General features: G+C 65.3%; 20 protein-coding genes and 1 pseudogene. 10 read left to right on the top strand and 11 right to left on the bottom strand.

Features of this window, described 5'->3' with window-relative positions:
• Positions 1 to 83: 83 nt before the first annotated feature.
• The 5 genes and pseudogenes from AB0O58_RS00105 to AB0O58_RS00085 all read right to left on the bottom strand — a co-directional run bounded on the left by AB0O58_RS00105 (position 84) and on the right by AB0O58_RS00085 (position 7,607).
• Positions 84 to 3,821 (bottom strand): ABC transporter ATP-binding protein, encoded by a 3,738-nt coding sequence (locus tag AB0O58_RS00105; protein WP_366237787.1) that lies wholly within the window; start codon positions 3,819 to 3,821, stop codon positions 84 to 86.
• Positions 3,822 to 4,072: 251 nt separating this feature from the next.
• Positions 4,073 to 4,831: a hypothetical protein gene (locus AB0O58_RS00100; protein WP_230591922.1), complete on the bottom strand. Its 759-nt coding sequence runs from the start codon at positions 4,829 to 4,831 to the stop codon at positions 4,073 to 4,075.
• Positions 4,832 to 4,839: 8 nt separating this feature from the next.
• Positions 4,840 to 5,898, bottom strand: a complete 1,059-nt coding sequence (locus AB0O58_RS00095) for an ATP-binding cassette domain-containing protein (RefSeq protein WP_366237705.1) — start codon at positions 5,896 to 5,898, stop codon at positions 4,840 to 4,842.
• A gap of 107 nt (positions 5,899 to 6,005) precedes the next feature.
• Positions 6,006 to 6,844, bottom strand: a pseudogene (locus AB0O58_RS00090) (LLM class F420-dependent oxidoreductase).
• A gap of 43 nt (positions 6,845 to 6,887) precedes the next feature.
• Positions 6,888 to 7,607 carry a hypothetical protein gene (locus AB0O58_RS00085; RefSeq protein ID WP_032365401.1) on the bottom strand — a complete coding sequence of 240 codons (720 nt, stop codon included), beginning with the start codon at positions 7,605 to 7,607 and terminating at the stop codon, positions 6,888 to 6,890.
• 97 nt (positions 7,608 to 7,704) lie between these two features.
• Here AB0O58_RS00085 and AB0O58_RS00080 point away from each other — a divergent pair, with 97 nt between their 5' ends.
• On the top strand, positions 7,705 to 7,839 hold the full coding sequence (locus AB0O58_RS00080; protein WP_257885960.1) for a hypothetical protein: 135 nt from the start codon (positions 7,705 to 7,707) through the stop codon (positions 7,837 to 7,839).
• Complete coding sequence (locus AB0O58_RS00075) at positions 7,836 to 8,216, top strand: VOC family protein (RefSeq protein ID WP_032365504.1); 381 nt, start codon at positions 7,836 to 7,838, stop codon at positions 8,214 to 8,216. Before AB0O58_RS00080 ends, AB0O58_RS00075 begins: the two co-directional genes overlap by 4 nt.
• Positions 8,217 to 8,225: 9 nt before the next feature.
• On the opposite strand, the gene AB0O58_RS00070 is transcribed toward AB0O58_RS00075, so the two are convergent.
• Together AB0O58_RS00070 and AB0O58_RS00065 are read right to left on the bottom strand one after the other, a co-directional pair.
• A complete protein-coding gene (locus tag AB0O58_RS00070) occupies positions 8,226 to 9,239 on the bottom strand; it encodes a glutathione S-transferase C-terminal domain-containing protein (RefSeq protein WP_366237704.1) in 1,014 nt (337 codons plus the stop codon).
• 64 nt (positions 9,240 to 9,303) lie between these two features.
• Complete coding sequence (locus tag AB0O58_RS00065; protein ID WP_366237703.1) at positions 9,304 to 10,047, bottom strand: GNAT family N-acetyltransferase; 744 nt, start codon at positions 10,045 to 10,047, stop codon at positions 9,304 to 9,306.
• Positions 10,048 to 10,241: 194 nt separating this feature from the next.
• On the opposite strand from AB0O58_RS00065, the gene AB0O58_RS00060 reads away from it, so the two are divergent.
• The 3 genes from AB0O58_RS00060 to AB0O58_RS00050 all read left to right on the top strand — a co-directional run bounded on the left by AB0O58_RS00060 (position 10,242) and on the right by AB0O58_RS00050 (position 12,795).
• Positions 10,242 to 10,445 carry a cold-shock protein gene (locus AB0O58_RS00060; protein WP_008714360.1) on the top strand — a complete coding sequence of 68 codons (204 nt, stop codon included), beginning with the start codon at positions 10,242 to 10,244 and terminating at the stop codon, positions 10,443 to 10,445.
• Positions 10,446 to 10,717: 272 nt separating this feature from the next.
• Complete coding sequence (locus tag AB0O58_RS00055) at positions 10,718 to 11,335, top strand: PadR family transcriptional regulator (RefSeq protein WP_052067140.1); 618 nt, start codon at positions 10,718 to 10,720, stop codon at positions 11,333 to 11,335.
• On the top strand, positions 11,332 to 12,795 hold the full coding sequence (locus AB0O58_RS00050; RefSeq protein ID WP_366237702.1) for a DHA2 family efflux MFS transporter permease subunit: 1,464 nt from the start codon (positions 11,332 to 11,334) through the stop codon (positions 12,793 to 12,795). The genes AB0O58_RS00055 and AB0O58_RS00050 overlap by 4 nt, the downstream gene beginning before the upstream one ends.
• Before the next feature lie 52 nt (positions 12,796 to 12,847).
• On the opposite strand, the gene AB0O58_RS00045 is transcribed toward AB0O58_RS00050, so the two are convergent.
• Positions 12,848 to 13,993 carry an acyl-CoA dehydrogenase family protein gene (locus AB0O58_RS00045; RefSeq protein ID WP_366237701.1) on the bottom strand — a complete coding sequence of 382 codons (1,146 nt, stop codon included), beginning with the start codon at positions 13,991 to 13,993 and terminating at the stop codon, positions 12,848 to 12,850.
• A gap of 86 nt (positions 13,994 to 14,079) precedes the next feature.
• Between AB0O58_RS00045 and AB0O58_RS00040 the strand changes: the two genes are divergently transcribed.
• Positions 14,080 to 14,871, top strand: a complete 792-nt coding sequence (locus AB0O58_RS00040; RefSeq protein WP_032375185.1) for an enoyl-CoA hydratase/isomerase family protein — start codon at positions 14,080 to 14,082, stop codon at positions 14,869 to 14,871.
• A 10-nt stretch (positions 14,872 to 14,881) separates the two neighbouring features.
• Complete coding sequence (locus tag AB0O58_RS00035; protein ID WP_032375178.1) at positions 14,882 to 15,823, top strand: adenosine deaminase; 942 nt, start codon at positions 14,882 to 14,884, stop codon at positions 15,821 to 15,823.
• Position 15,824: 1 nt separating this feature from the next.
• On the opposite strand, the gene AB0O58_RS00030 is transcribed toward AB0O58_RS00035, so the two are convergent.
• On the bottom strand, positions 15,825 to 17,312 hold the full coding sequence (locus tag AB0O58_RS00030) for a molybdopterin-dependent oxidoreductase (protein ID WP_032401320.1): 1,488 nt from the start codon (positions 17,310 to 17,312) through the stop codon (positions 15,825 to 15,827).
• A gap of 61 nt (positions 17,313 to 17,373) precedes the next feature.
• A complete protein-coding gene (locus tag AB0O58_RS00025; protein ID WP_366237700.1) occupies positions 17,374 to 18,687 on the bottom strand; it encodes a D-arabinono-1,4-lactone oxidase in 1,314 nt (437 codons plus the stop codon).
• Between the two features lie 75 nt (positions 18,688 to 18,762).
• On the opposite strand from AB0O58_RS00025, the gene AB0O58_RS00020 reads away from it, so the two are divergent.
• Both AB0O58_RS00020 and AB0O58_RS00015 read left to right on the top strand, forming a co-directional pair.
• Positions 18,763 to 19,404: a helix-turn-helix domain-containing protein gene (locus tag AB0O58_RS00020; RefSeq protein WP_027498003.1), complete on the top strand. Its 642-nt coding sequence runs from the start codon at positions 18,763 to 18,765 to the stop codon at positions 19,402 to 19,404.
• Positions 19,405 to 19,487: 83 nt separating this feature from the next.
• Positions 19,488 to 20,702, top strand: coding sequence for an alanine racemase (locus tag AB0O58_RS00015; protein ID WP_366237699.1), 1,215 nt, complete (start codon positions 19,488 to 19,490; stop codon positions 20,700 to 20,702).
• Here the strand turns inward: AB0O58_RS00015 and AB0O58_RS00010 are convergent.
• Complete coding sequence (locus AB0O58_RS00010) at positions 20,672 to 24,121, bottom strand: TM0106 family RecB-like putative nuclease (protein ID WP_366237698.1); 3,450 nt, start codon at positions 24,119 to 24,121, stop codon at positions 20,672 to 20,674. The genes AB0O58_RS00015 and AB0O58_RS00010 overlap by 31 nt on opposite strands.
• Before the next feature lie 81 nt (positions 24,122 to 24,202).
• Between AB0O58_RS00010 and AB0O58_RS00005 the strand changes: the two genes are divergently transcribed.
• Positions 24,203 to 24,820 (top strand): alpha/beta fold hydrolase, encoded by a 618-nt coding sequence (locus AB0O58_RS00005; RefSeq protein ID WP_366237697.1) that lies wholly within the window; start codon positions 24,203 to 24,205, stop codon positions 24,818 to 24,820.
• Positions 24,821 to 24,969: the final 149 nt, after the last annotated feature.

The raw sequence follows: 24,969 nt of genomic DNA, 5'->3' as shown, positions 1-24,969 counted from the left end.
CGTTCCCGATCAGCGCGCGTACGACTCCAGGCTAGACCTCCGGTCGAGATCGCGTGCGTCCGGGACGTAGCTGTGATATGTACTCACCGGTAACCATCGGCCTCGTTGTCGATGACCCCGTTGACTATCGAATTATTCCCCCGGTTCGTTTCGGCTGCAGCCCACAATGTGGCGTAGAAGCCGTCCCGTTTGCGAAGTTCGGAATGTCGTCCGACTTCCACGATACGACCACCGTCGACGACCACGATCAAATCCGCTCGTGCGGCGGTGGCCAATCGGTGCGCGACGACCACAGCGGTGCGGGTTCGCGCAACGGCGTTGCTGGCTTCGAGGACCTTGCGTTCGGTGGCCGGATCGAGGGTCGCGGTCGCTTCGTCGAGCAGGAGTAGATCGGGATCCACCAGTTCGGCGCGGGCCAGCGCAATGAGCTGTCGTTGGCCGGCCGACAACCCTTGGCCGCGTTCGCCGACAGGTTGCTGCATACCGCCGCGAAGTGCAGCGATGGTGTCGAGGGCCCCGACCGAGCGTGCCGCGTTCTCGATGTCGGCCCTGCTGGCGTCGGGCCTGCCGTACGCGATGTTCGACGCGATGGTTCCGGTGAACAGGTGGGCTTCCTGCGGTACGACGCCCAGCCGGTGGCGGTAGTCGGACAACCGGTAGTCGCGAAGGTCGTGGCCACCCACGCGTACCGATCCCGAGGTCGGGTCGTAGAACCGAGCGAGCAGCTTCACGACGGTGGATTTGCCTGCTCCGGTGCGACCGACCAATGCGACGGTGGTGCCGGCCGGGATGCTGAGAGATACCTCACTGAGCGCGTCGGAGTGAGCTCCGGCATACCGAAAGCTGACGTCGACGAGGTCGATGTCGGCGTGCAGGCGATCGCCGACGACTGCACCGGACCCGGTCGCTGTCGCTGTTTCGATCGAACTCGTCGTGCGTAGAAGGTCTCCGATTCGGCCGACGCCGACGCGGGCCTGCTGGTAGCCGTCGAATACTTGCGAGAGTTGCTGGATCGGGCCGAAGAGGAGTCCGAGGTACAACACGAACGCCACCAGGGTGCCCGCGGTGGCGGTGCCCGTGGCGATCTGATGCGCACCGACGAAGACGACGACGGCCAGCGCGACATCCGAGAGCAGTGTGATGAACGGGAAGAACACCGAGATCGCGGTCTGCGATCGCATGCGGCTCGCTCGGTAGCGGTTGCTGCGTTCGGCGAAGCGAGAGGCTGCGTACTCCTCACGTCGGTATGCCTGCGCTGCGCGCAGTCCGGTGACGTTCTCCTGGAAATCGGCGTTGACGATGGAGATGCGTTCGCGCGAGGTCGAGTACGCAGCCGAGGAGATGCGTCGGAAGACGACGGTTGCAACGGCGAGTGGCGGCACGACCGCCAGGGCCACCAGCCCGAGTGTCGTATCCGTGACGAGCAGTGCGATCGCGATGCCGACGACGGTCAGCACGCTGACCACGGCCGTGGACGCGCCGGTCTGGATGAACGACGACAGCGCATCGACGTCGGTGGTCATTCGCGTCATGATGCGCCCGGACAGCTCGCGCTCGTAGTAGTCCAGCCCGAGTCTCTGAATGTGCGCGTAGCTGCGTACTCGCAATCCGAACAGCACCCGCTCGCCGGCTCGTGCGGTGAGCACGGTCGTCGCGCAGACCACGAACCAGCTGGCAGCAGCCAGGGCGACGCCTATCGATGTTGCGATCCACAGGGTGTCGGAGTCCCCGCGGGCCACGCCGCTGTCCACCGCGTACCGGACGAGTGAGGGAAAGGCGATCGAGGCGATCGAGTCCAGCGCCAGCAGCACCACGACACCTGCCAGCAGCAGCCGGACAGGACTCAGCAGTCGTGAGAGCCGGAATTCCGGGTCTGGTCGACGCAACTGTTGTCCCGATCCGCCTGGTTCCTCCGTTGCCGGTGGCAGGGCTGCCACCGCGTCGGAGATGGCCTGCGTCGGTGCCAACGAGCCGAATGCGCCGGCCATCGCTGCGCCGTGGGTGCCTCCGCCTCCGGCACCTGCGGGCGGCATCGCGCCACCGGGGTTCGATGCGGCTTCCAGAGCATCGTCCGGCCAGAGCATCGCCGCCGACGGTTCCGTGCGCGGTTCCGGTGCGGCGTCGCTGTGTTCGTTCTCGTCTCCGCCCGCGAGGAGAGCGCGGAACAGTGGGCAGCGCTCGTCGAGTTCGTCGACTGTGCCGGTGTCGATGATGTGTCCACCGTCGAGGACGGCTACTCGGTCGGCCAACGTCAGCGTCGATCGGCGGTGTGCGAGGACGAGGGTCGCCCGGGTACGCACGCCGCGCAATGCGTCGAAGATGGCGGCCTCGGTCTCGGCGTCGACGGCGGAGGTGGCGTCGTCGAGGACGAGAATCCGCGGCTCGACCAACAGGGCGCGAGCCAGGGCGATGCGTTGGCGTTGCCCGCCAGAGAGGGTGAGGCCGCGTTCGCCGACGAGACTGTCGTAGCCCTCGGGCAGAGCGTCGATGAAGGTCGAGGCCTGAGCCAGCCGAGCCGCGTGTTCGATCTCCTCCGCGCTTGCCTCGGGCCTGCCGAGCGCGATGTTGGCGGCGATGGTGTCGGAGAACAGAAACGGCTCGTCGAAGACCAACGACACCGCTTCGCGCAGTGACGCGGAATCCAGGTCGTCGATGTCGATGGACGTGTCCCCGGAGGTCACCGCGATCCGGCCGCGAGTAGGGCGATAGAAGCGGGGGAGCAGCAGGGAGAGCGCGGTCTTTCCCGAGCCCGCTTGTCCCACGACGGCCACCGTCTCCCCGGGGGCGATGCTCAGGTCGAGGCCGCTGAGAACGTTGCGCTCTGCCTCGAATCCGAACGTGACGCCGGTGAGGTGGACGCCGAGGGGGCCGTCGGGCAGTGCGATGGGGTGCGCCGGTTCCGGTGCGGTCGGCTCGGTGTCGACCACCTCGTAGACGCGCTCGACGGCCGCGCGGGAGAGCTGCGCCATGATCACCACCGACGACACGGTTCGGGTGACGGCCGACAGCGTGGCCACGTAGGTGGCGAAGGCGAGGAAGGTGCCGATGGTGATGTGGCCGTGCAGTGCCAACCAGCCGCCGAGAGCGATGACGCCGACCAGTCCGAGCTGAGGAATGGTTGCCATGGTCGGTGCGAACCGTGAATTGATGCGGGCCGAGCGCATACGTTCGGCGAACAGCCTGCGCCCGAGAGCTTCGATGCGATCCACCGCACGCGCTTCCTGCCCGAAGCCCTTGACCACCCGGACTCCGGTGACGGTCTCCTCCACGTGCTGGGCCAGATCGGCGGCGCGCTGTTGTGCTGACCAGGTGGCAGCGAAGAGGGTGGGTCGCATCCGGTAGACGACGACGCTGACCGCGGGAACGATGACGACCGCGACAAGGGTGAGCAGCGGTGAGAGGTAGGCCATCACGACCAGGGCCAGGACGAACTGCAGAATTGCCCCGGCCGACAGCGGCACCATGGCGAGCAGACCCTGCACCAACTGCAGGTCGGTGATCGATCTCGACACGACCTGGCCGGTTCGGATTTCGTCCTGCTTGCGACCGTCGAGTCGCTGCAGCGACGCCAGCAGGTCCATCCGCAGATCGTGTTGGACATCGATCGACAGGCGCCCGGCGAGCATGCGCCGACCGAACTGGCAGGCGAACCGGAGAGCACCCAGCAGTGCGATGGCTATCGCGACTCCGGCGATCACGTCGTTCTTGCCTGCGCTGGCGTCGTCGATCGCGAGGCGCGTCAGCAGCGGAAACGAGATGTCGATGAGCGCGGCGATCATCGTCACGCCCAGTGCGCCGAGTGCCGTCCGCCGGTGCAACATGCACTGCGCGAGCAGACGTCTGATCCAGCCACGCCGTGTGATCGACGACGCGGTGATCGACGACGCGGTGGTCGGCCGGGAGTCGGTGGGTACGCCGGACGAGCCGGGGTCGGTTTCCAGCAGACGGGTACTGCCCGTATTGCTGCCCGACGCTGCTCGATCCTTCACGTATTCGCTGTGTGCCATCGATTCACACGGTAGACCCGGCTACCGACAGCAGGATCGGGCGAACATCCCCACCGATGCGGTGGTCAGTCGATGTCCCGGGTACGGGCGAGGAACCAACCGCCACCGGTGAGGATCACGGCCCACAGGGCAAGTCCGAGCGGAGCCCACGGCCACGACGCGAGGTCGCCCGCATCGTCCAATTGTGTCGCGGCCATCGTCGGCAATGTCAGGTTCGACGGCAGCGCGGTTGCCACCGGTCCGAAACCGACTCCGAACAGAATCAGGGACAGCAGTCCTTCACCGAACGGCAGCCAGGCGACGAGCACGATGGCGGCCCAAGTCGGGGATTTGAGCAGCAACCCCAGCCCGGCTCCGATGAGCGACCACAGCACCACGGCGAGCAGGCACGACGCGACGACGCCGATGAAAGCGCCGTCGAGGACGATTGTTCGTTGGCTGAAGATCAGCAGACACACCAGGCTCGCCAGGAGCACGACGAGGCCGTACCCCAGGCCGAACAGGGCGGTGACGATGAGTTTGGCGGCAACGACGCCGTCTCTGCCGCGGGCCGTCAGGAAGCTGGTGGTGATGGTCTTGTGTCGAAACTCGGTTCCGGCGTTGACTGCGCCGAAGATGCCGGCGAACAGGATGGCGGCACCGGCGGCGACGTACAGGCCGATGGAGGCGACACCGCCGGCGATCTGAAGATCTTCCTCGAACTCGCCCAGCTGGTTCGCGATCACCGAGGTGATGACGGACGCGAACACGCCGACAACGATCGGTGCGATCGCCAGCGCCCACCAGAACTTCAGTGTGGTGACCTTGCGGATCTCTGATGTCAACAGCGCGTTCATCGCGAACCCCCGGTCCAGTTCTGCGGTGGTCCGTAGTTCTGTGGCGGCGGTGAGTACCCCTGGTTGTAACCAGGCGGCGGCCCGTAACCAGGCGGTGGTCCGTATCCCGGAGGCGGTCCGTATGCAGTGGGTTGGACGGGTGCTGCGGTGTACTGCCCGGCGGTCATGGACAGGAACACCTGCTCGAGGTCGACGTGTTCGCTGGTGGTGCCGAAGACCGTGACCCCAGTGTCGGTCGCGATGCGCGTGACGGTGGCGGCGTCGGCACCCGCGACGCCGATGCGGCCGTCGGGCAGCAGTTGGGTGTCGGTGAGTCCTGTGGACGCCAACGCCAGAGCCAGTTTCGCCGGGTCGGACGCAGCGACGAGCACGCGGCTCGGGCGGGTGGATCGCAGCTGAGCGATGGATCCCTGGTACATCAGGGTGCCGGCGCTGACGATGACGAGAGTGTCGACGGTCTGCTCGATCTCGCGCAGGATGTGGCTCGATACCAGGACGGTTCTCCCCGATGCCGCGAACGCTTTGAGGAAGTCTCGAAGCCAGGCGATCCCCTCGGGATCGAGGCCGTTCGCGGGTTCGTCGAGTACGAGGATCTCGGGATCGCCGAGTAGAGCTGTTGCCAACGTCAGTCGCTGACGCATGCCGAGAGAGAACCCGCCTGCTGCGCGGTGCGCGGCGTCGCCCAGACCGACGAGGTTCAGGACGTCGAGGGCGCGGCTGTCGGGTACCCCGATCGCCGCGGTGTAGATCTTCAGGTGGTGCTCGGCGCTGCGTTTGGGGTGCAAACTCAGCGAGTCGAGGACGGCCCCGACGGTACGGGCCGGGTGGGTCGCCGTGCGAAACGGAACGCCGTTGACGAGGCCGACGCCCGAAGTCGGGGCGACGAGGCCGAGCAGCATCCGCAGTGTCGTGGATTTGCCGGAGCCGTTCGGCCCGAGAAAGCCGGTGACGGTTCCGCGTGGAACGACGAAGCTCAGGTCCGAGACCGCGCGAACGGTACCGAATTGTTTCGTCAGAGCCTGCGCTTCCAGCGCCGGAGCCGAGTAGCTGGTCATCTGTGCGGTGTCCCCCTGGCCGTCGGTGCACCTCGTGTGCCGGTTGCTTGGCGGCAACCGGTACACGAGGTTACGGGGTGGGACCGACGGGCGGGATGACCCCGGTTTCAGCGATGCAACGCCGCAGCGATCTCCCGGTACGTCTCGAGCGGGTCGGCGTCGTCGGGCAGCGAGTGCAGCGTCACGTGCGACGCGCCGGCGGTGAGGTGCTCGTCGAGTCGCGCCGCGATGGCGTCGGCATCGCCGTGTGCGACGAGCGCGTCGATCAGTCGGTCACTGCCGCCGTCGCCGATTTCCTCGTCCGAGTAGCCGAGCCGGTTCAGATTGTTGGTGTAGTTGCGCAGATGCAGGTAGGGATTGTTCACCGGTGGCCGACCGATCGCGCGTGCCTTCTCCGGATCGGTCTCGAGCACCACCTTGTGCTCGGGAGCGAGAATCTTGTTCGGCCCCACTGCTTCTCGGGCTTCACGGGTGTGCTCGGGAGTGGTCAGATAGGGGTGCGCGCCTGCGGTACGGCTCGCGGCCAACGCGAGCACCTTGGGGCCGAGCGCGGCGAGGACCCGACGCTCCATCGGACTCCGGCCTCGTCGAGGTCGTCGAGGTAGCTCACCAATGCGTCGTACGGCTTCCGGTATTCCTGGGTGGCCTCGGGGTGACCGGCACCGATGCCCAGGACGAACCGTCCGGGGTGCTTGCTCTCGATGCGGTGATACGACGCGGCGACGTCGGCGGCTGCATCGGACCAGATGTTGACGATGCCGGTGGCGACGACGATGGTGTCCGTGGCGTCGAGGATCTCCTCGGTGGTCGTCAGGTCCGCGGGCGGGGATCCGCCGAGCCAGATGGTCCCGTAGCCGAAGGACTCGATGGCGCGGGACAACTCCGGCGTGAACGCCGAGTGCAGTCGCCAGACGCCGTACTTGCCGAGTTCAGGTGTGGAAGTCATGTTCGAAGTCAACGCAGCAGCCTCTCGAAGATTCCGGGCATTCTCATTCGTCCGGTTCGATGATGCGATTTTCCGGGAACCGTGCGGGCGGCGGGCCGAAGGCGTCACGGGCGTTCTTGATGACGCCTTTGCCGACCACTCGGTTGCCCGCGCCGCCGATCGCCGCGCCGATTCCGGCGGGAAGCATCTTGCCGACCAGCAGTGCACTGCGTTTGGCCAGGTATTTGGTGACGAACTTCTTCACCAGCGATTTGTTCATGCTGGCCATCGAGCCGCCCGGGATGCGCGACGTGATGAGTGGGCCCCAGTTCTTGGCTGTCTTGCCCACTGTTCGTTGAACGATCTGCATGCCCGATTCGCCCAGTGCCACCGAGAGCACCAGCGCGCGTCGCTGCTGGTGATTCTCGACGGGAATGCCGTGCACGGACGCGACCGACAGCGTCAGCAGAGCGGACGACTCGATGAAGAACGCGGTCTCGGCACCGACGGCGGCGAGCGATGCGACCGTACCGATTCCAGGGACCGCCGCTGCGCCTCCCACTGCCGATCCGCTGCCGGTGACCGCCAGCAGGAATCGCTTCTCGAGCCGTTCGATGATCTGGGCCGGGGTGTCGTACGGGTGTGCTCGACGCACGTGCGCGACGTATTTGTCGACGGCGGGCCCCTGTAGGCGGCTGGCGTTGTCCAGGATGTTGACCAGGGCCCGTTCGAGCTTGCCTCCGCTCGAGATCTCGACCTGAGCGTCGTCCTTCTTGCCTGCCATCGGTACCTCTTTCGGTTGCGAGCGTCGGTGACGCTGGTCGGGGGAGTTACCCGCGAATTCTTCGTTGCACACGTACGGGGCAATTTAGACTCGTGGCGTGCAGATTCCTCCGAGCGAGGTGGTGTCCGGTGGCGCGCGCCGCGTCGGGGTGCGGGCGTGTTCGAGACCCTGGCGAGCGGCATCGCGGCCGGTGACGATCCGCGCGGCAGACGAGGAAGGTATGGCGTCATGACGACACACGTTTGGCCCACTCTGAAGTACGACAACGCACGCGACGCGATCCGATTCATCGTCGACGTGTTGGGATTCGAGGAGTGCGCGGTGCACGGCGAAGGTGACCGCGTCGATCATGCGGAACTGCGCTGGCCCGACGGAGGCGGGGTGATGCTGGGCAGTGTTCGCGACGGGAGTGCCATCGGCGAACTGCCGCCGGGTGTCGGGTCGATCTACATCGTCACCGACGACCCCGACGGCATCCACGATCGCGTCGTCGCGGCGGGCGGCACCGTCACGCAGGGCCTGCGCGAGGAGGACTACGGCAGCCGCGGCTTCACCTGCCGCGACGCCGAGGGGGTCTACTGGAGCTTCGGCACCTACGCCGGGGCATAGCCGTCACTGTTACACCCAGTGCTCGGGCGGGACCAGTTCGTCCGGCTTCGGCGGCTGCGGCGCGGTGCCGTCGCCGAAGGGCGATCCGCCGAGTGATTCGCGTCCGTGCGGTTCTAGCCAGCCGGCCAGATCGGGCCCCTTCGGCACGATGCCCGACGGATTGATGTCGGTGTGCACCTCGTAGTAGTGCCGTTTGATGTGATCGAAGTCGACGGTGTCACCGAATCCGGGGGTCTGGAACAGGTCGCGTGCGTAGTTCCACAGCACCGGCATCTCGGTGAGCTTGCTGCGGTTGCACTTGAAGTGGCCGTGGTAGACGGGATCGAAACGGACGAGGGTGGTGAACAGTCGCACGTCGGCCTCGGTGATGTGCTCGCCGACGAGATACCGCCGGGTGGACAGCCGTTCGACGAGCCAATCGAGGCGAGCGAACAGGCGGTCGTACGCCTTCTCGTATGCATCTTGCGAGCCGGCGAATCCGCATCGGTAGACGCCGTTGTTGACGTCCTTGAACACCAGATCGGCCACCTCGTCGATCTCGCCGCGGAGCGCCTCCGGGTACAGATCGGGCGCGCCCTCGCGGTGGTACTGCGTCCACTCGGTGCTGAGATCGAGGGTGATCTGTGGGTAGTCGTTGGTGACGACCTGGCCGGTGGGAACGTCGACGATCGCCGGCACGGTGATGCCTCGTTCGTAGTCCGGGAACCGTGCGAAGTAGGCGTCCTGCAGCCGAGGGATCTGTAGAACCGAGTCGACGCCGCCCGGCTCCTCCTGGAAGTTCCAGCTGCGCGGGTCGTGGGTCGGACCTGGAATGCCAAGGGACAGAACATCTTCGAGTCCGAGGAGTCGACGCACGATGATGGATCGATGGGCCCACGGGCAGGCCCGCGCCGCGATCAACCGGTAACGCCCGGGCTCCACCGGATACCCGTCCCGGCCGTCGGCGGTGATGCGCGTCGGGATGTAGTTGGTATCGCGCTTGAATTCCTCGCCCGGCTTCACGTAGGTGGCGTCCTCGGCCATGATCGAACTCCTCACATCGGTCGGTCTCACGAAACGCTACCCAGTCCGGACCGGATTCAAGCGCCTAGGTTCGACGCACGGCGGTGTGGCAGGCGCCGATCTCCACGTAGTCGAGCCGGGCGGCAAGGCGTCGAGCGGTGGTGTTCTCCGGTCGCGCTCGCCACTGCGGTATCAGGCCGTCGTCGATGGCATCGTTGGTCGCGAGCCGCCCGACGACCGCGGCGTGTCCGTGTCGTCGGTGGTCCGGGTCGGTGAGAACGCGCATGTCGGCCAGGATCATATTTTCTTCCGAGTACCCGGCCGAGGCCAGGGATCGCGCCGAATCCGCGGGTCGGTCGTCTCCGAGCAAAGTGAACCAGTGCCGCGACACCGGCTCGCCGAATGCCTCCGTCACGTCGGCCTCGCTGCAGTGCTCCGCCAGAGCGCGGGCGTGCTCTGCGTCGTGGGAGATCAGCGGATCGTGGACGTCGATGGTGTGGCCGATCTCGGATCCGTAGGCCAGCGTGTGGGAATCGATATCGTACTGCTCGACGCGATCGCCCAGCAGCGTCGACAACCACGTCCGACCGGTGTCTGCCTGGCCCTCGATGCCGCGTGCGGCGTCCACGGCCCAGGACGGCCCGACGATCAGAGTGGTCTGCGCCAGTCGGAGTACGACGATGTTCTCGGTGTCGGTCCGATGTTCGACGCGGTTCGCGGTGGTATCGAGGGCACGGTCGTCCAACGACAGCCGTCGGCACCAGGCGAGTCGGACGATGTCGAGTCGGTGGGGATCGAATCGGTCGGCATCGTAGGCAGGCAATTCCACGGTTCGACAGTAGCGACGGCACCGGAACCGACGGGCTGCGGCAGCTGTGGCGGCATTTCTGTTTCACCGTCCCAAAGCAATCTTTCGAACTTTTTCGCCCCCGGTGTTTCGCTCAGCGCCGATAGATGGCAGACTCGGTTTTGAGATTAGAGCTTCGACGTGAAGATCTAGCTCGCTTACAGAAGGTTTACAGAATGACGCAGGGCAGTGTGAAGTGGTTCAACGGCGAAAAGGGCTTCGGCTTCATCGAGCAGGATGGTGGCGGACCGGACGTTTTCGTTCATTACTCGGAGATTCAGGGTAGCGGCTTCAAGTCGCTCGACGAGGGCCAGCGCGTGGAGTTCGAGGTGGGCCAGGGTCAGAAGGGCCCCCAGGCTACCGGCGTCCGCGCCATCTGATTCAAGCTTCGTAACCCGATTTCTCCTGGTGGACTGAAACTCTAGACTTTCTCAGCACCAGAAACTCGGTGACAAGGCCGGATACACGGAAGTATTTCCGAGTATCCGGCCTTCGTCTGTTCGGTGAGGGCATCGACCGCGGTCGGTGCCCATTCTGCGTCGAAAGACGCCTTTGTCCCCTGGTGGGCGCATTGTCCGGGTTGCTCCGAGGCTATCGCCGGCCCTATATTCCAGTTGGAATAATTCGTGCGGGATAGGTGACAGGGGGATCGATGCGAGCCGGAACCGTCAATCCGCTGGGCGTCTCGATTCTGGCTCTGCTCTCGGAGGGCCCGATGCATCCCTACGAGATGTATCAATTGCTGCTCTCCCGCAAGGAAGATCGAATCGTCAAGATTCGCCCGGGTTCGCTCTATCACGCGGTCGCACGTCTGCACGAGCAGGAACTGGTCGACGAGGTCGGAACCGACCGGGGTGGCAACCGTCCGGAGCGGACCACCTATCGGATCACCTCGGCCGGACGGCACGTGCTGACCGATCGGCTGACCGAAATTCTGAGAACCCCGGTGCGGGAATACCCGCAGTTCGTCCTCGGCCTGTCCGAAATGCACAACCTACCCGCATCCGACGCGACCGCCCTGTTACGGGAGCGAATCGTGGACCTGACCGCGGACATCGACGAACTGTCGGGCTATCAACAGCTCGCAGCAGATCGCCAGATATCCGAAATCTATTGGGCCGGAATCGATTACATTCACCACATGCTGCGCGCAGAAGTGCAGTGGCTGACGCGCTACCTCGATCGGATCGACAGCGGCGAGCTCGACTGGCCGCATCACATCTCCGCACATCACACGAACCCGATTTCGGGGATAGGGAGCGCTACATGAATTCCGTCGAGACTGCCCCGTCGCAGCACGAGATCAGACCGTGGCCGGCGCTGTGGGCACTGTGCTTGGGCTTCTTCATGATCCTGGTGGACACGACGATCGTCGCGGTCGCGCAACCTGCGATCCTCACCGGGCTGAACACCGACATCAACAACGTCATCTGGGTCACCAGCGCGTATCTCCTCGCCTACGCCGTTCCACTGCTGGTCACGGGCCGATTGGGCGACAAGTTCGGTCCTCGGAATCTGTACATCGCCGGCCTGGTGCTGTTCACCCTCGCGTCCGTGTGGTGTGGACTGTCGGGATCGATCGAGATGCTCATCGCTGCCCGCGCGGTTCAGGGCCTCGGCGCGGCGATGATCACCCCGCAGACGATGGCAGTGATCACTCGCGTGTTTCCGGCCGAGAAGCGCGGAACGGCGATGGGGGCATGGGGTGCCGTTGCAGGCGTCGCAACGCTCGTCGGGCCGATTCTCGGCGGTGTGCTGGTCGACTCGCTCGGCTGGGAATGGATCTTCTTCATCAACGTGCCGGTGGGCATTCTCGCAATTGCGTTGGCGCTGAAGTTCGTTCCGGTATTGCCGACCCACGATCACAAGTTCGATCTAGTAGGCGTTGCGCTCAGCGCCGTCGGACTCTTCTGCATCGTTTTCGGTATCCAGGAGGGTCAGAAGTACGACTGGGGTACCGGCGTGTGGATTCTCATCGGTGTCGGTCTGCTCGTCTTCGCGGGGTTCGTCTACTGGCAGTCCGTGAATACCAGCGAGCCGCTGGTGCCCTTGGCCCTGTTCCGCGACCGCAACTTCTCGCTGTCCAATATCGGTATCGCCGCAATGGGTTTCGCGATGTCCGGCATGATGCTGCCGATAATGTTCTACGCGCAGAGCGTCACCGGTCTGACGCCCACCCGGTCGGCACTGCTGTTCGTTCCGATGGCGCTGCTCACCGGACTGCTCGCACCCAATATCGGCAAGCTCGTCGACAAGACGCATCCGCGGTACATCGCCGGATCGGGACTGTTCATCCTCGCCGCGTCGCTGCTGTGGTTCGCATACGAGATGACGCCCACGACGGCCATCTGGAAGTTGCTGCTCCCCGTCGCTGCAATGGGTGTGGCGAATGCGTTGATCTGGTCTCCGTTGGCAGCGACGGCCACTCGTAATCTGCCGATGAGCCAGGCGGGCGCGGGTTCGGGAATTTACAACACCACCCGCATGATCGGGTCCGTACTCGGCAGCGCGGGCATCGGCGCGCTCATCCAATCGCGCTTGGCCGCCGAACTACCTACCGGTGGATCGGCTTCGGGGGCAAACGAATTCGCCGGCCTAGTGCCCGAGATGCTGCGTGACGGCTTCACCACCGCCATGGCGCAGTCGCTGATTCTGCCCGCCGTCGTGCTCCTGGTCGGCATGGTCGCCGTCTGCTTCTACGCCCGGCCTGCGTTCGAGAAACCCATGTGAGTGGAACCTCGACCCCTGCTACGAAGTTCCACTCACATGCGGCGAAGCCGCTCTACAGCCCCAGATCCCGGCCGATCAGTTCCTTCATGATTTCGTTCGATCCGGCCCAGATCTTGGTCACGCGAGCGTCTTTCCACGCGCGGGCGGCGCGGTATTCGTTCATGAATCCGTAGCCGCCGTGCAGCTGGACGCAGTGGTCGAGAATTTCGTTCTGCACCTGCGAGCTCCACCACTTGGCCTTGGCTGCATCGATGGCCGTCAGCTCGCCCTGGCCGTGGGCGACGATGCAGTTGTCGATGTATGCCTGTGCCACATCGAGTTTGGTGACGAGCTCGGCGAGCAGAAACTTGTTCCACTGCAGCGAGCCGATCTGCTGACCGAATGCCTTGCGGTCCTTGGCGTACTGCAGCGTCTCTTCGAGAATGGGCCGTACGTGTCCGAGGTTGGCCACCGAGCAGCTGATGCGTTCCTGGGGGAGCAGCTGCATCATGTGGATGAAGCCGCCGTCGAATTCGCCGATCATGTTGGCGCTGGGTACTCGCACGTTCTCGAAGAACAGTTCCGCGGTGTCGGATTCGGGCTGGCCGACCTTGTCGAGTTTGCGGCCGCGGGTGAATCCCTCGGTTCCGTTCTCGACGGCGAACAGCGTGATGCCCTTCGCCTTCTTCTCGGGCGTCGTGCGCGTGGCGACGATGACGAGGTCGGCGGAATTGCCGTTGGTGATGAACGTCTTCGAGCCGTTGATGATGAAGTCGTCGCCGTCCTTGACGGCGGTGGTCTTCAGCGCGGCCAGGTCCGAGCCGCCGGAGGGCTCCGTCATGGCGATGGCGGTGAGGATCTCGCCGCTGCAGAACCCGGGCAGCCAGCGCTTCTTCTGCTCCTCGGTGGTGAGCTTGACGAGGTAGGGCGCGACGATGTCGACGTGGATACCGAAGCACGACGCCACCGCGGCACTCGAGCGGGCGAGTTCCTCACCGAGGACGGCGTTGAATCGGTAGTCCTCGGCTCCGCTGCCGCCGTATTCTTCGGGCACCTCGAGGCCGAGGAAACCGTTGCGTCCTGCTTCGAGCCAGATCTCGCGGTCGATGTATCGCTGTTCGATCAGCTTTTCCTCGGCCGGTGTGATCGTCCTGGTGACGAACTCGCGTACCGATGCGCGGAAGTCGTCGTGGTCGGACTCGAACAGGCTGCGCTTCACTTACTTGTTCCTCTCGGTAACGGCTGATACGCGCACAATACTCGTCGGTAACTACGCCCCGGAACGCGTATGGCACTATGCGAGGCATGGCTGACGCACCTACCTCGCTCGTCCGATCGACCACTGCGGCCGGCGCCGAGGTCGCTGTCCTGACGTTCGATCACGGCCCCCTCAATCTGTTCGATCAGGCAATGTTCGACGCGGTGGCCGCGAACGTTGCCGATCTGGCCGCGAACCCGCCGCGTGCGGTTCTGCTGCGTGCCGAGGGCAAGGTCAACTCGGCGGGCGTCGACGTGCACGTGTTCGAGGGATTGTCCGCGGCCGAGGGTGCCGATCTGTGGCGTGGGTTGTTCGCCGGCATCATTCACCCGCTCGAGGCGTTGCCGTGTCCGGTGATCTACGCCGCGCACGGTTTGACGCTCACCGCGGCGTTCGAGATCTCGCTGGCCTGCGACATCGTTCTGGCCGGACCCAAGGCGAAGTTCGGTCTGGTCGAGACCGTCGTCGGGTTGACGCCGTCGATGGGCGGACCGCAGCGTCTGGCCGAGCGGGCCGGGTCGGGTCGGGCACGTGAATTCGTCATGACCGGTGATCTGTACGACGCCCAGACGTTGAAGGAGTGGGGCGTGGTCAACCAGATCCACGACGACGTCGATGCCGCGGCGCTCGCGTTGACACACCGACTGGCCGACGGCCCTACCGTCGCCCATGCGGCCACGAAACAGATTGTGGCGGCGTGGCGTTCGGGCGGTGTGGCGCACGCGGACGACATCACGTCGGAGGTGTCGGGCGCATTGTTCGAGACCGATGATCTGCGCGGTGCGGTGACGAGCTTCCTCGAGGTCGGCCCTGGTAAGGCGACGTACACCGGCAAGTAGAATCGTATGAGTGAGTAATGATCAACTGGCCGAACTGCACCTGCACATCGAAGGGTCGCTCGAACCGCCGCTGATCTTCGATCTCGCCGAGCGCAACGCAATCACGCTGCCGTACAACGATATCGACGAATTGCAGGCGAAGTACGAGTTCACCGACCTGCAGTCCTTCCTCGATCTGTACTACGCGAACATGGCCGTGTTACGCACCGCCGAGGACTTCGCCGATCTGGCGCGCGCGTACTTCCGCCGCACCGCGCAGGCCGGGGTGACGCATGCGGAGATCTTCTTCGATCCACAGGCGCACACCGAGCGCGGTGTACCGCTCCAGGCCGTCGTCGAGGGATTGGCCGACGCCTGCGCGACCAGTGAGCGCGAATTCGGCGTCACCAGCGGGTTGATCGCGTCGATCCTGCGAGACAAGCCGGTGCTGCACGCCAACCAATTGCTCGACGAGCTGTTGGCGATGAAGGCACCGATCATCGGTCTCGGTCTCGACTCCGCCGAGGTCGGCTACCCGCCCTCGCTGTTCGTCGACGTGTTCGCCAAGGCACGCGCCGAGGGCCTGCACGTGGTCGCCCACGCCGGTGAGGAAGGCCCGCCCGACTACATCTGGCAGGCACTGGATCTGCTGAAGGTGGAGCGCATCGATCACGGCGTCCGGTGCCTGGAAGACGAGGCGCTGGTGAATCGACTTGTCGAGGAACAGATTCCGCTCACCGTCTGCCCGTTGTCCAACGTTCGGCTCAAGGTGATCGACGACGTCGCGCAGTTGCCGCTACGGCAGATGCTCGAACGTGGGTTGTCGGTGTCGATCAATTCCGACGACCCCGCTTATTTCGGCGGGTACGTCGACGACAACTTCGTCGCGCTGGAAGAGGGCATGGGTCTGACCGCGGACGAGCGGAAGCAGTTGGCGGAGAACTCGGTTCGCGCCAGCTTCGCGACAACCTGAATCAGTTCGCCGTCACCGAGATTTTCGGGTAGCCGGTTGCTCCGTCGGGGACGGTGTCTGCAGTCTTGTTGGTCTGCAGCTCCCCGGCGGAGTTGGTGGCCCGGGCGCGGATCGCGTGCTGGCCCGCCGGCAGGTCGAGCTCGATCATCCACTGCCGCCACGTGTCCTTGGAGTACTCCTCCGACAGGGTTGCCGGCACCCAATTGCCCTCGTCCACTTGTACTTCCACGGCCTCGATGCCGGTGTGCTGATCCCAGGCGACGCCCGCGAACACGGTCTTTCCCGCGGACACGGAGCTGCCCGACCGCGGGGTGTCGATGCGGGCAGCGGTCTTGATCGGACCGAGTACGCCCCAGCCGCGGTCGGTCCAGTATGCCGTCACCTTGTCGAATCGGGTGATCTCGATGTCGGTGACCCACTTGGTGGCCGAGACGTATCCGTACAGTCCGGGCACGACCAGTCGGGCCGGGTAACCGTGCTCCACGGGTAGCGGGGCGCCGTTCATCCCGACGGCCAACAGTGCGTCGCGGCCGTCGAGCAGCACTTCGAGGGGAGTGCCTGCGGTGAAGGCGTCGCTGCTGGACGACAGGGCCATGTCGGCGTCGGGGGAGATGCCCGCTTCTTCGAGGATGTCCTTCAGTGGGTAGCCGATCCACGTCGCGTTGCCGACGAGGTCGCCGCCGACGATGTTGGACACGCACGTCAACGTGACTGTTTTCTCCACCGCCTGACGCTGTGCCAGATCGGCGAACGTCAACTCGATCTCGCGGTCCACCATGCCGTGGATCCGCAGCGACCACGTATCCGACGCCACGCGTGGCACGACCAACGCGGTGTCGATGCGGTAGAAGTCCTCGTTCGGGGTGATGTACGACGCGAGGCCGTCGATCTTCAGGTCCGCCCCCGACGGTATCGGCGTTTGCGGCGTCGGGGTCGGGAGCATGAAGCCGAGTCGATCGGCGGTGACCGCTCGCGCCGAGGTGAGCATTCGTCCGGCCGTCCCTGCGACGACTCCGAGTACTGCGGCACCGGCGGCGAGGGTCAGAAAACTGCGTCGGTTCATTCCGTCGGTCGCCGGGGTGGCGGATCCGATGAGGGCGTGCAGCACGACGATGCCGACGATGACGCCGCCGATGGTCGGGACTGCATAGAACACCGTCGCGTCGGGTCGGGTCACCGCGGCGAGGACGCCGATTACGCCCAAGGCGGCGAACACCGCGGCCCCGATCGGTTTGCGAGCGATTCCTGCCGCGGCGGCGATAGCGCCGATGACCACGGCCATACCGAGGAACAGGGCGAGCTTGTCGGAGGTGCCGAACGTGTCGATGGCCCATTCACGGACCGGTGCCGGACTGTTGTCGACGGCCGAGGATCCGACGGCGGTCAGTGGTGACGAGTTCGGTCCGATGGGGACGGCGATCAATTCGCCGACGCCGAGGACGACTCCGGCGGCGATGATGCCGGACAGCGCGCGTTTTCCTGTGCTCACCGAGTCCAATGTAAGCGAACTCGTCGTGCGCGGTATTTCGTAGCAGGGTACGAGATACCGCTCACGACAGCAGGTGGTCCAGGTAGTCGTTGCGGAACAGCTGCATCGGGTCCAGGGAACCGCGGATGCGGAGGAAGTCGTCGAAGTGCTCGTAGGAATCGCGCAGCTCGGCGCTGCCGAGAGAGTGCAGTTTGCCCCAGTGTGGTCGACCTCCGACGCTGCGGCAGATGGCTTCGACAGCGTCGAAGTACTCGCGATGATCACGCCGGTGGTACTGGTGCACGGCGATGTACGCCGTCGGCCGCCCGGATGCCGTGGACAGCCAGATGTCGTCGGCGGCCGCGAACCGCACCTCGACCGGGAACGCGATGGAGATTGCCGAACGCTCGAGCCAGCGATCCACCTCGCGCAGCACCCAGGCGATCTCGGAGACGGGCACGGCGTATTCCATCTCGACGAACTTGACCGTCCGCGACGACGCGAACACCCGGTACGAGCGGTCGGTGTACTCGCGAGCCGACAGTGCTCGGGCCGAGACCGCGTTCACCCTGGGAATCAACGCAGGCACCCGCGTCACCACTCGGTTGAGGCCCTCGAAGACCGTGTTGGACAGCAGTTCGTCGTCGAGATACGAGCGCACCTTGCCCAGCGGACGCAGATCGGTGTCACCGGGCAGGCGGGTGTTGCGTTTGGTGAGCACACGATCGGTGTGCGGAAACCAATAGAACTCGAAATGGTCGACGCCGGCGACGGTGGCATCGAGATCACGCAGCGTCGCCGTCAGCGTCGACGGCGTCTCGACGGCCTGCAGCGCGAACGCCGCGACGCAGTTCACCGTCACACGCGTGATGACGCCGAGAGCGCCGAGACCGATGCGGGCCGCGTCGAACAGTTCGGTGTTCTCGTCTCGGGAGCACTGCACCGACTGTCCGTCTGCGGTCATCAGCTCCAGCGCGTGCACCTGGGTGGCGATGCCGCCGAATCCGGCACCGGTTCCGTGAGTGCCCGTCGAGATGGCCCCGGCGACGGACTGCTCGTCGATGTCGCCCAGATTGGTCATCGCCAGACCGAGCTCCCACAACCGCGCCGACAACTCCCGGAGTCGAGTGCCGGCCAGCACCGTCACCTGAGCAGATCCGTCGTCGTCGCGTTCGACGGATTCGATACCGCTCAGCGCGTCCAAGACGATCTGGATACCGTCGGTGACGGCAATGGGAGTGAAGGAATGCCCTGCCCCGACGCAGCGCACCGGCAGAGAGCGTTCGGCGGCATCGCGCAGAATCGCACGCATCTCCTCGACCGACGAGGGCTCGGCTCGACGCGCCGGGAATGCATGTTGATTGCCCGCCCAGTTCTGCCACGACCGCTCGATCATCGAATCACTATCTCGCAGCGCGCTCCCCTGGGGCAATCCAAGGCACAGATGTCGACCGCGACCTAGTATCGGGTCATGCAATCGAGGCTGCCCGCCGACGTGCGCCGCGCACAACTGGTGCAGTCGGCAATCGACGTCGCCGAGCGGGTCGGTATCGAGTCGCTCACCGTTCGGGCGCTGTCGGAATATGCCGACGTCACCAAAGGCATCGTGCAATACCACTTCGAGACCAAGCAGGATCTGGTGATCGCGATGGGCGAGCACCTCATCGTCGACGTCACCGAGATACTGCACGCCGCGTTGGACAGCGCGGTCGGAACACACGAACTACCCGGTGTTCGGGGGCTGCGCGAGCTGGTGCACAGCGGGCTGAGCGCGGTGTGGCTGCTGATCGAGAAATCGCACGGTCGGCAGCTGTTGGCGTACGAGATCAAGACGTATCTGTTGCGGCATCGCGCACTGGGTTCGGCCACGGCCGCCGAGATCGCCAGCGGGCAGTATCGAATCCGGGATTCCGAGGCGCAGCTGTTCTTCGAGAATTGTTCCGACCACACCGGCACGCGGTGGCTCGAACCAGTGGAGTCGATCGCCCGCTTCGGGATGGCGACTCTCGACGGTTTGGTGCTGCGGTGGTTGGTCGACGGCGACGATCTCGAAGTGTTGGCCCAGATCGACGACCTGTCCGGGTTGATCGCCGCGAAGGCAGAAGATCGCTGAGTGGAAAACCGCTCGACGGGACTTCTCGGCTGCGGAGTGTTTGACTGTGTCGGCCCGGCAACGACGACGAAGGAATGTGCCGAATGAGTTCGATCGCCGGTGACACCACCACCGCTACGACCCCGCTGTCCCGCATTGCCGCAGCCACCGAGGGTCTCGAATCTCCTTCGGCAGCAGTCGATCTGACAGCTCTCGATGCCAATGCTGCAGCACTGCGCGCACGCGCGAACGGTGTACCGATCAGGATCGCCAGCAAGTCGGTGCGGTGCCGAGCCGTGTTGAATCGGGTCCTCGCGGCGCAGGGTGTATCCGGAGTGATGGCCTATTCGCTGCGCGAAGCGATCTGGTTGGCGCAGTCCGGCGTCGACGACATTCTGATGGGGTATCCGACGGTCGATCGAACAGCGCTCGCCGAGGTGGTCAACGACCGCGTGCTGTCGGGACGCATCACGTTGATGGTCGACGACGTCGCGCAACTGGACCTCGTCCGAGACGCCGCGCGGAGCGACCTACTCAAGCCCCGCGTCTGTATCGACGTGGACGCATCGTTGCGGGTGGGGCCGCTGCACATCGGGGTCAGGCGCTCTCCGCTTCGGGATCCGGAGCAGGTGGCGCAGTTCGCCCGTCAGGCTCGTTCGCGGGGGTTCCGGGTGGTGGGGTTGATGTTCTACGAGGCACAGATCGCCGGTGTTCCCGACGCCAACGTCGCTGTCGAGCTGATGAAGTCGCTGTCGTCTCGTGAGATCGGTGCGCGGAGAACAGCAGTGGTGGACGCCGTGACCGCGGCGATCGGGCCGCTCGAGATCGTCAACAGCGGTGGTACCGGGTCGATCGATTTCTCTGCCGCGGATCCGGCCGTCACCGAGGTCACCGCGGGTTCGGGTCTGTTCGCGCCGACCCTGTTCGATCGGTATCGCGCGTTCTCGGCCGAACCCTCGCTGTTCTTCGCACTGCCGGTGGTGCGCAAGCCGACTCCGCGGATCGCCACCGCGTTCGGCGGCGGCTACATCGCGTCGGGCCCGGCGTCCTGGTCGCGATCACCCCGACCGGTCGGCTGGTCCAGGAGGGCAGCGGGCGTTGTCGCGTCGGGCCTGAAACTGCTGCGCAACGAGGGCGCGGGGGAGGTGCAGACCCCGGTGAGCGGCGCCGAGGAGGTGCGCATCGGCGATCGAATCTGGTTCCGCCACGCCAAGGCCGGGGAGTTGTGCGAGCGGTTCGACACCCTGACCCTGGTGCATTCCGACGGATCGGTCGACGCCGTTCCCACCTACCGCGGCGAGGGTATGGCGTTCGGCTGACGTGCGTTCTCGCATAGCCGCATGAACGTGCCGAGCGTGACGAGTCCGTCCGGGGTCGACGGCAGATAATGGGTCAGCGCGCGCGAGCGCACCAGGATCGCGGCCCACTGACCGCGGGAGATGGCGACGTTGAGTCTGTTGCGCGACAACAGGAATCCCATTCCGCGGGGCACGTCCTCGATGGCCGACGCTGCCATGGAGATGAGGACCACCGGTGCCTGACGGCCCTGGAATTTGTCGACGGTTCCCACCGACACCTCGTCGAGCCCGGCGGCTGCGAGTTGCTCGACGATGACGGCGACCTGCGCGTTGTAGGCCGCGACCACCAGAAAGTCGGACTGCTGCATCGGGCGCGGGTCGCTGCCGTGTGCGGGGTCCACCCACGGCCGACCGAGCAACGACCGGACCTGCGTGACGATCTCGTCGGCTTCCTCGATCGAGTCGGTGGAATTGCCGTGGTGGTCCAGAAGGACGACGTGCAGGCCCGGTTCCAAACCCGACAGCGAACGTGACTGTGTCACATCCTTGTTCGATTCGAGCTTGCCCTCGTACGACAGCGTCGACACCGGCGCGCACAGATCCGGATGCATCCGCCACGTCGTCGCCAGGAAGTAGCCGCGGTCGGCGGGCAGGGTGGCGTGCCCGGTCGTCAGCCATCCGAGGGCCGATTCGTCGACGGGCTCGGGGTGGGTGCCCTGACTGACCTGAGGGAGCTGCGCCGGGTCGCCGAGAAGCAGCAGATTGCGCGCCGATACCGAGACCGCGATGGTGTTGGCGAGGGAGAACTGACCGGCCTCGTCGACGACGAGTAGATCGAGGGAGCCGGGTGGAATTCGGCCGGGGTTGGAGAAATCCCAGGCGGTGCCGCCGATGACGCAGCCCTCGTCGGCCTCGGTGACGAAGTGCGAGTATCCGGTGATGTCCACGACGGTGTGCGCGGTCGGGGCCTTCTTGCCCACTTTCGAGGCGTCGACCCCGGCCCCGACGATGGTGTCGAGCAGGTTGTTCACCACGTGATGCGACTGGCCGACCACCCCGATCCGCCAATGGTGAGTGTTCACCAGGTGTTCGATGACGCGCGCCGCCGTGTAGGTCTTCCCGGTGCCGGGCGGGCCCTGCACCGCGACGTACGAATTGTCGAGATCGAGCAGCGCGGCCGTGATCGCATGCGCGTAGTCGTTGTCGTGGACCACGGGAAGGCCGGCGCCGGAACGAGTTCGGGGCGTCGAGCGCGTCAGCAGATCGGCGACGGCCGTTCGCGGTAGTGTCGGCAACCCGCCGAGAACCTCGGTCGCGACGGAGACGATCGCCTGCTCGAGATGCTTGGTGTTCGGCGGCGGCTCGGGGGCGGTGGCAACTGGGAAATCGGTGTACTCCTCCACACCCTTGCGTAGATTCTCTTGTACGACAACCACATCCAGGGTTTCCTCGTACCCGGTCTGCACGATCTCGACCGATGTGGTGGCCCGGTGCGTCGGTTGCTGCTTCGTCAAACCCTCCGGCGCCGGGTTCTCGTACAGCAGCTTCACCTTCGAGCCGGACAGCACGCCGTTGCTCAGGTGCCCGACCAGTTTGACCTGACGACGCAGCACCCGTTGTCCGGGTGCAGTTTTCATCCAGTCGTGCACCAGCTCGGCGCGCTCGACCTTCAATACGTCCGCGGCGTCGGCCCATTCGTCGAGCGGATGGGTCAGGCGGTCGTAGTGGCCCCACCAGAACGGCTTGTTCTCTCGTCGGTGATATCCGATGGCACCGGCGAACAATCCGAGCGCGTGCTGCGTCGGCGTGCGATCCCACGGCAGCCCGGCGTGCTCGGCCAGTTCGAGTTCGAGTCGGGTCGCGGTGCGGTCGACGACCTCCTCGAGGTCCAGCTGCTGCGGGGACCGCGGTGCCACCCCGGCGTCCGATGCCCGATCGAGCAACCAATCACGCAGTCGCAGTGTCGATTCGCAGTCGGTGCGGTTGTACTCGGCAATGTCGGCGAGCAGAGCTGCCGCCTCGGCGTCCTTGCCTCGATCGCGCAGTTCGCACCAGTGCGCGTATTCGACGATCGACGCCGCCGCGTCGGTGACGTCTCCGTCACGGGCCGCGGGCATGTACAGCGGTTCGAGTTTCTTGATGCTGTACGAGCGGGCACCGATCCGAACAGCCGACCGCACGACGGGGTAGAGATCCACGAGAACGTTCTCCCGCAGCAGATCGTCGACGGCGTCCTCGCCCACTCCGTACCGGCCGGCCAGCCGCAGCAGGGCCGTCTTCTCGTACGGCGCATAGTGATACACGTGCATCTTCGGATACTCGGCTCGGCGGGCGGCGACATAGTCGAGGAAGTCGATGAGCGCACGACGTTCCTGCGCGCGGTCGTGTGCCCAGAACGGCAGGAAGTCGCCGTCCGCGGTGTAGACGCCGAACAGGTACTCGAGACCCCAGTCGGACGAACCGGATTCCGCGTACAGCGGATCTCCCTCGAAGTCGAAGAAGATGTCGCCGTCGTCGGGCTCGGGAATGACCCCCAGTGCCTCGGCGTCGAAGATCTCGAATTCGGCTGCCCCGCTGCGCTCTTGGCGTACCTGCAAGGCTGCCTGCGCCCGCAGGTTCTCCAGTGTTCGAGTGGACATGCCGTCCACCGGGGTACTCGACTCGGCGAGCTCGTCGATCGACGAGATCCCTGCGTCCAGCAGGCGGTCCCTGGTGCTGCCGCGCATGCCGGCGACGAGCACCAGATCGCGATGCTGCTCCACCTCGGCGGTGCAGGCATCGCACTGCCCGCATCCCGAATACCGCGGATCGAACCACTCGACGACGGTGCCCTCGGCGTGATGCTCGTCGAGAATGTGCTGCAGGTGTGCTCGCGACTGCCGGTAGACCGGAAGAATGTCGGCCAGTGCGTGCGCGGAGTCGCTGCCGTCGCCGAGCATCAGATGGACCTGCTCGCTCGGAGTGATACCCCCGGTGTGCAGGGCGTCGGCGTACGCGGCCAACTGCAGCAGCGCCGGCACCTTTGCGTGTCTCGACAGTTTCGTGTCGTAGACGGTGTAACGAGAACCGTCGGCAACCAAGAAGTCGCAGAAACCGAGAAACCGTCCGTCGAAGAAGGTGGCCTGGTAGAGCACCGGCGTGCGTGAGGTCAGGGCGGTGAAGGTCGCCCACGCCGCGTCCGCCAGTTCCTGTGCGGTGCGGCCCGGTCGGTCCATGGTCAGGACGCAACCGGGAAAGCGCTGCTCGAACGCCTCGAGTTGGCGTCGTTCGTGCTCGAATCCGAGTGTGGACGTGCGGTCGAGCATCGGGTCGGCTGCGACGCTCTGCCGGGGGATCAGGCCGGAGACAGCGTCCAGTCGTCGGAGCAGGCCGAATTCGCAGGACGCCGCCGCGGCGAGGTCGCTGGCGCTGTAGACGACCTGATCGCCGAGGAGGAACACAAGCGTCCACCCTAGCGACCCACGACAGCGGCACCGGTCACGTTGCGCGCGGAAGCCGGCGGGAACAGGCAAAATGATTCAATGCCTTTTTTCGACGGAGCCACCGGTGCTGTCCACTATCGAACCTGGACCGTCGCCGACGCTCGATTCGGTCTCGTTTTCCTGCACGGTCTCGGCCAGAACAGCGCCCATTACCACCGCTTCGCGCGGCTGCTGAACGAGCGTGGGGTGGACGTGTGGGCGGTCGATCACGTGGGGCACGGCCTGACCGAGGGTGAACTGACCGACGCAGCACAGATCCCCGGTCTCGCACAGAACGCGCTGCAGTTGATCGACATCGCCGAGGCCGAGCACCCCGAGCTGTCGTTCGCCCTGATGGGCCACTCGCTCGGTGCCGCGACGGCCATCGCAGCGCTGGGTGCGCATCCGGAGGCCGTCCGCTGCGCAATCGTGTGCGGCACGCCCAAGTCCGTGACCGGTTCTGCCGACGACCTGTCCGACAACGTCATCCCGTTGCTGGCCGTGCACGGTGTCGACGATCGTCTGGCACCGGTCGATGCCGTGCGTGAATGGATCGAGCGCGTTCCGCAGGCGAGCCTCCGCGAGTTCGAGGACGGCGGACACGATCTGCTGCACGAAAAGATTCACCAGGCCGTGACCACGGTGGTCGCCGAATTCCTCGACGACCACATGCACTGACGATCACATGCACTGACGATCACATGCTGTACGACGAAGGGCCCGACGCGATTGGGCGGATTCTAGGGGTCCTCGCAACACCTGATGGTCAGATGCCTGTCAGTAGATCACGTAAACGCTCGGCTGGAGTTTTCCAGCCGAGCGTTTTG

The organism is Rhodococcus sp. NPDC080181 (assembly GCF_040702225.1).
GTDB classification, from domain to species: Bacteria; Actinomycetota; Actinomycetes; order Mycobacteriales; family Mycobacteriaceae; genus Rhodococcoides; species Rhodococcoides fascians.
This window is presented reverse-complemented; position numbering and strand designations above follow the sequence as displayed.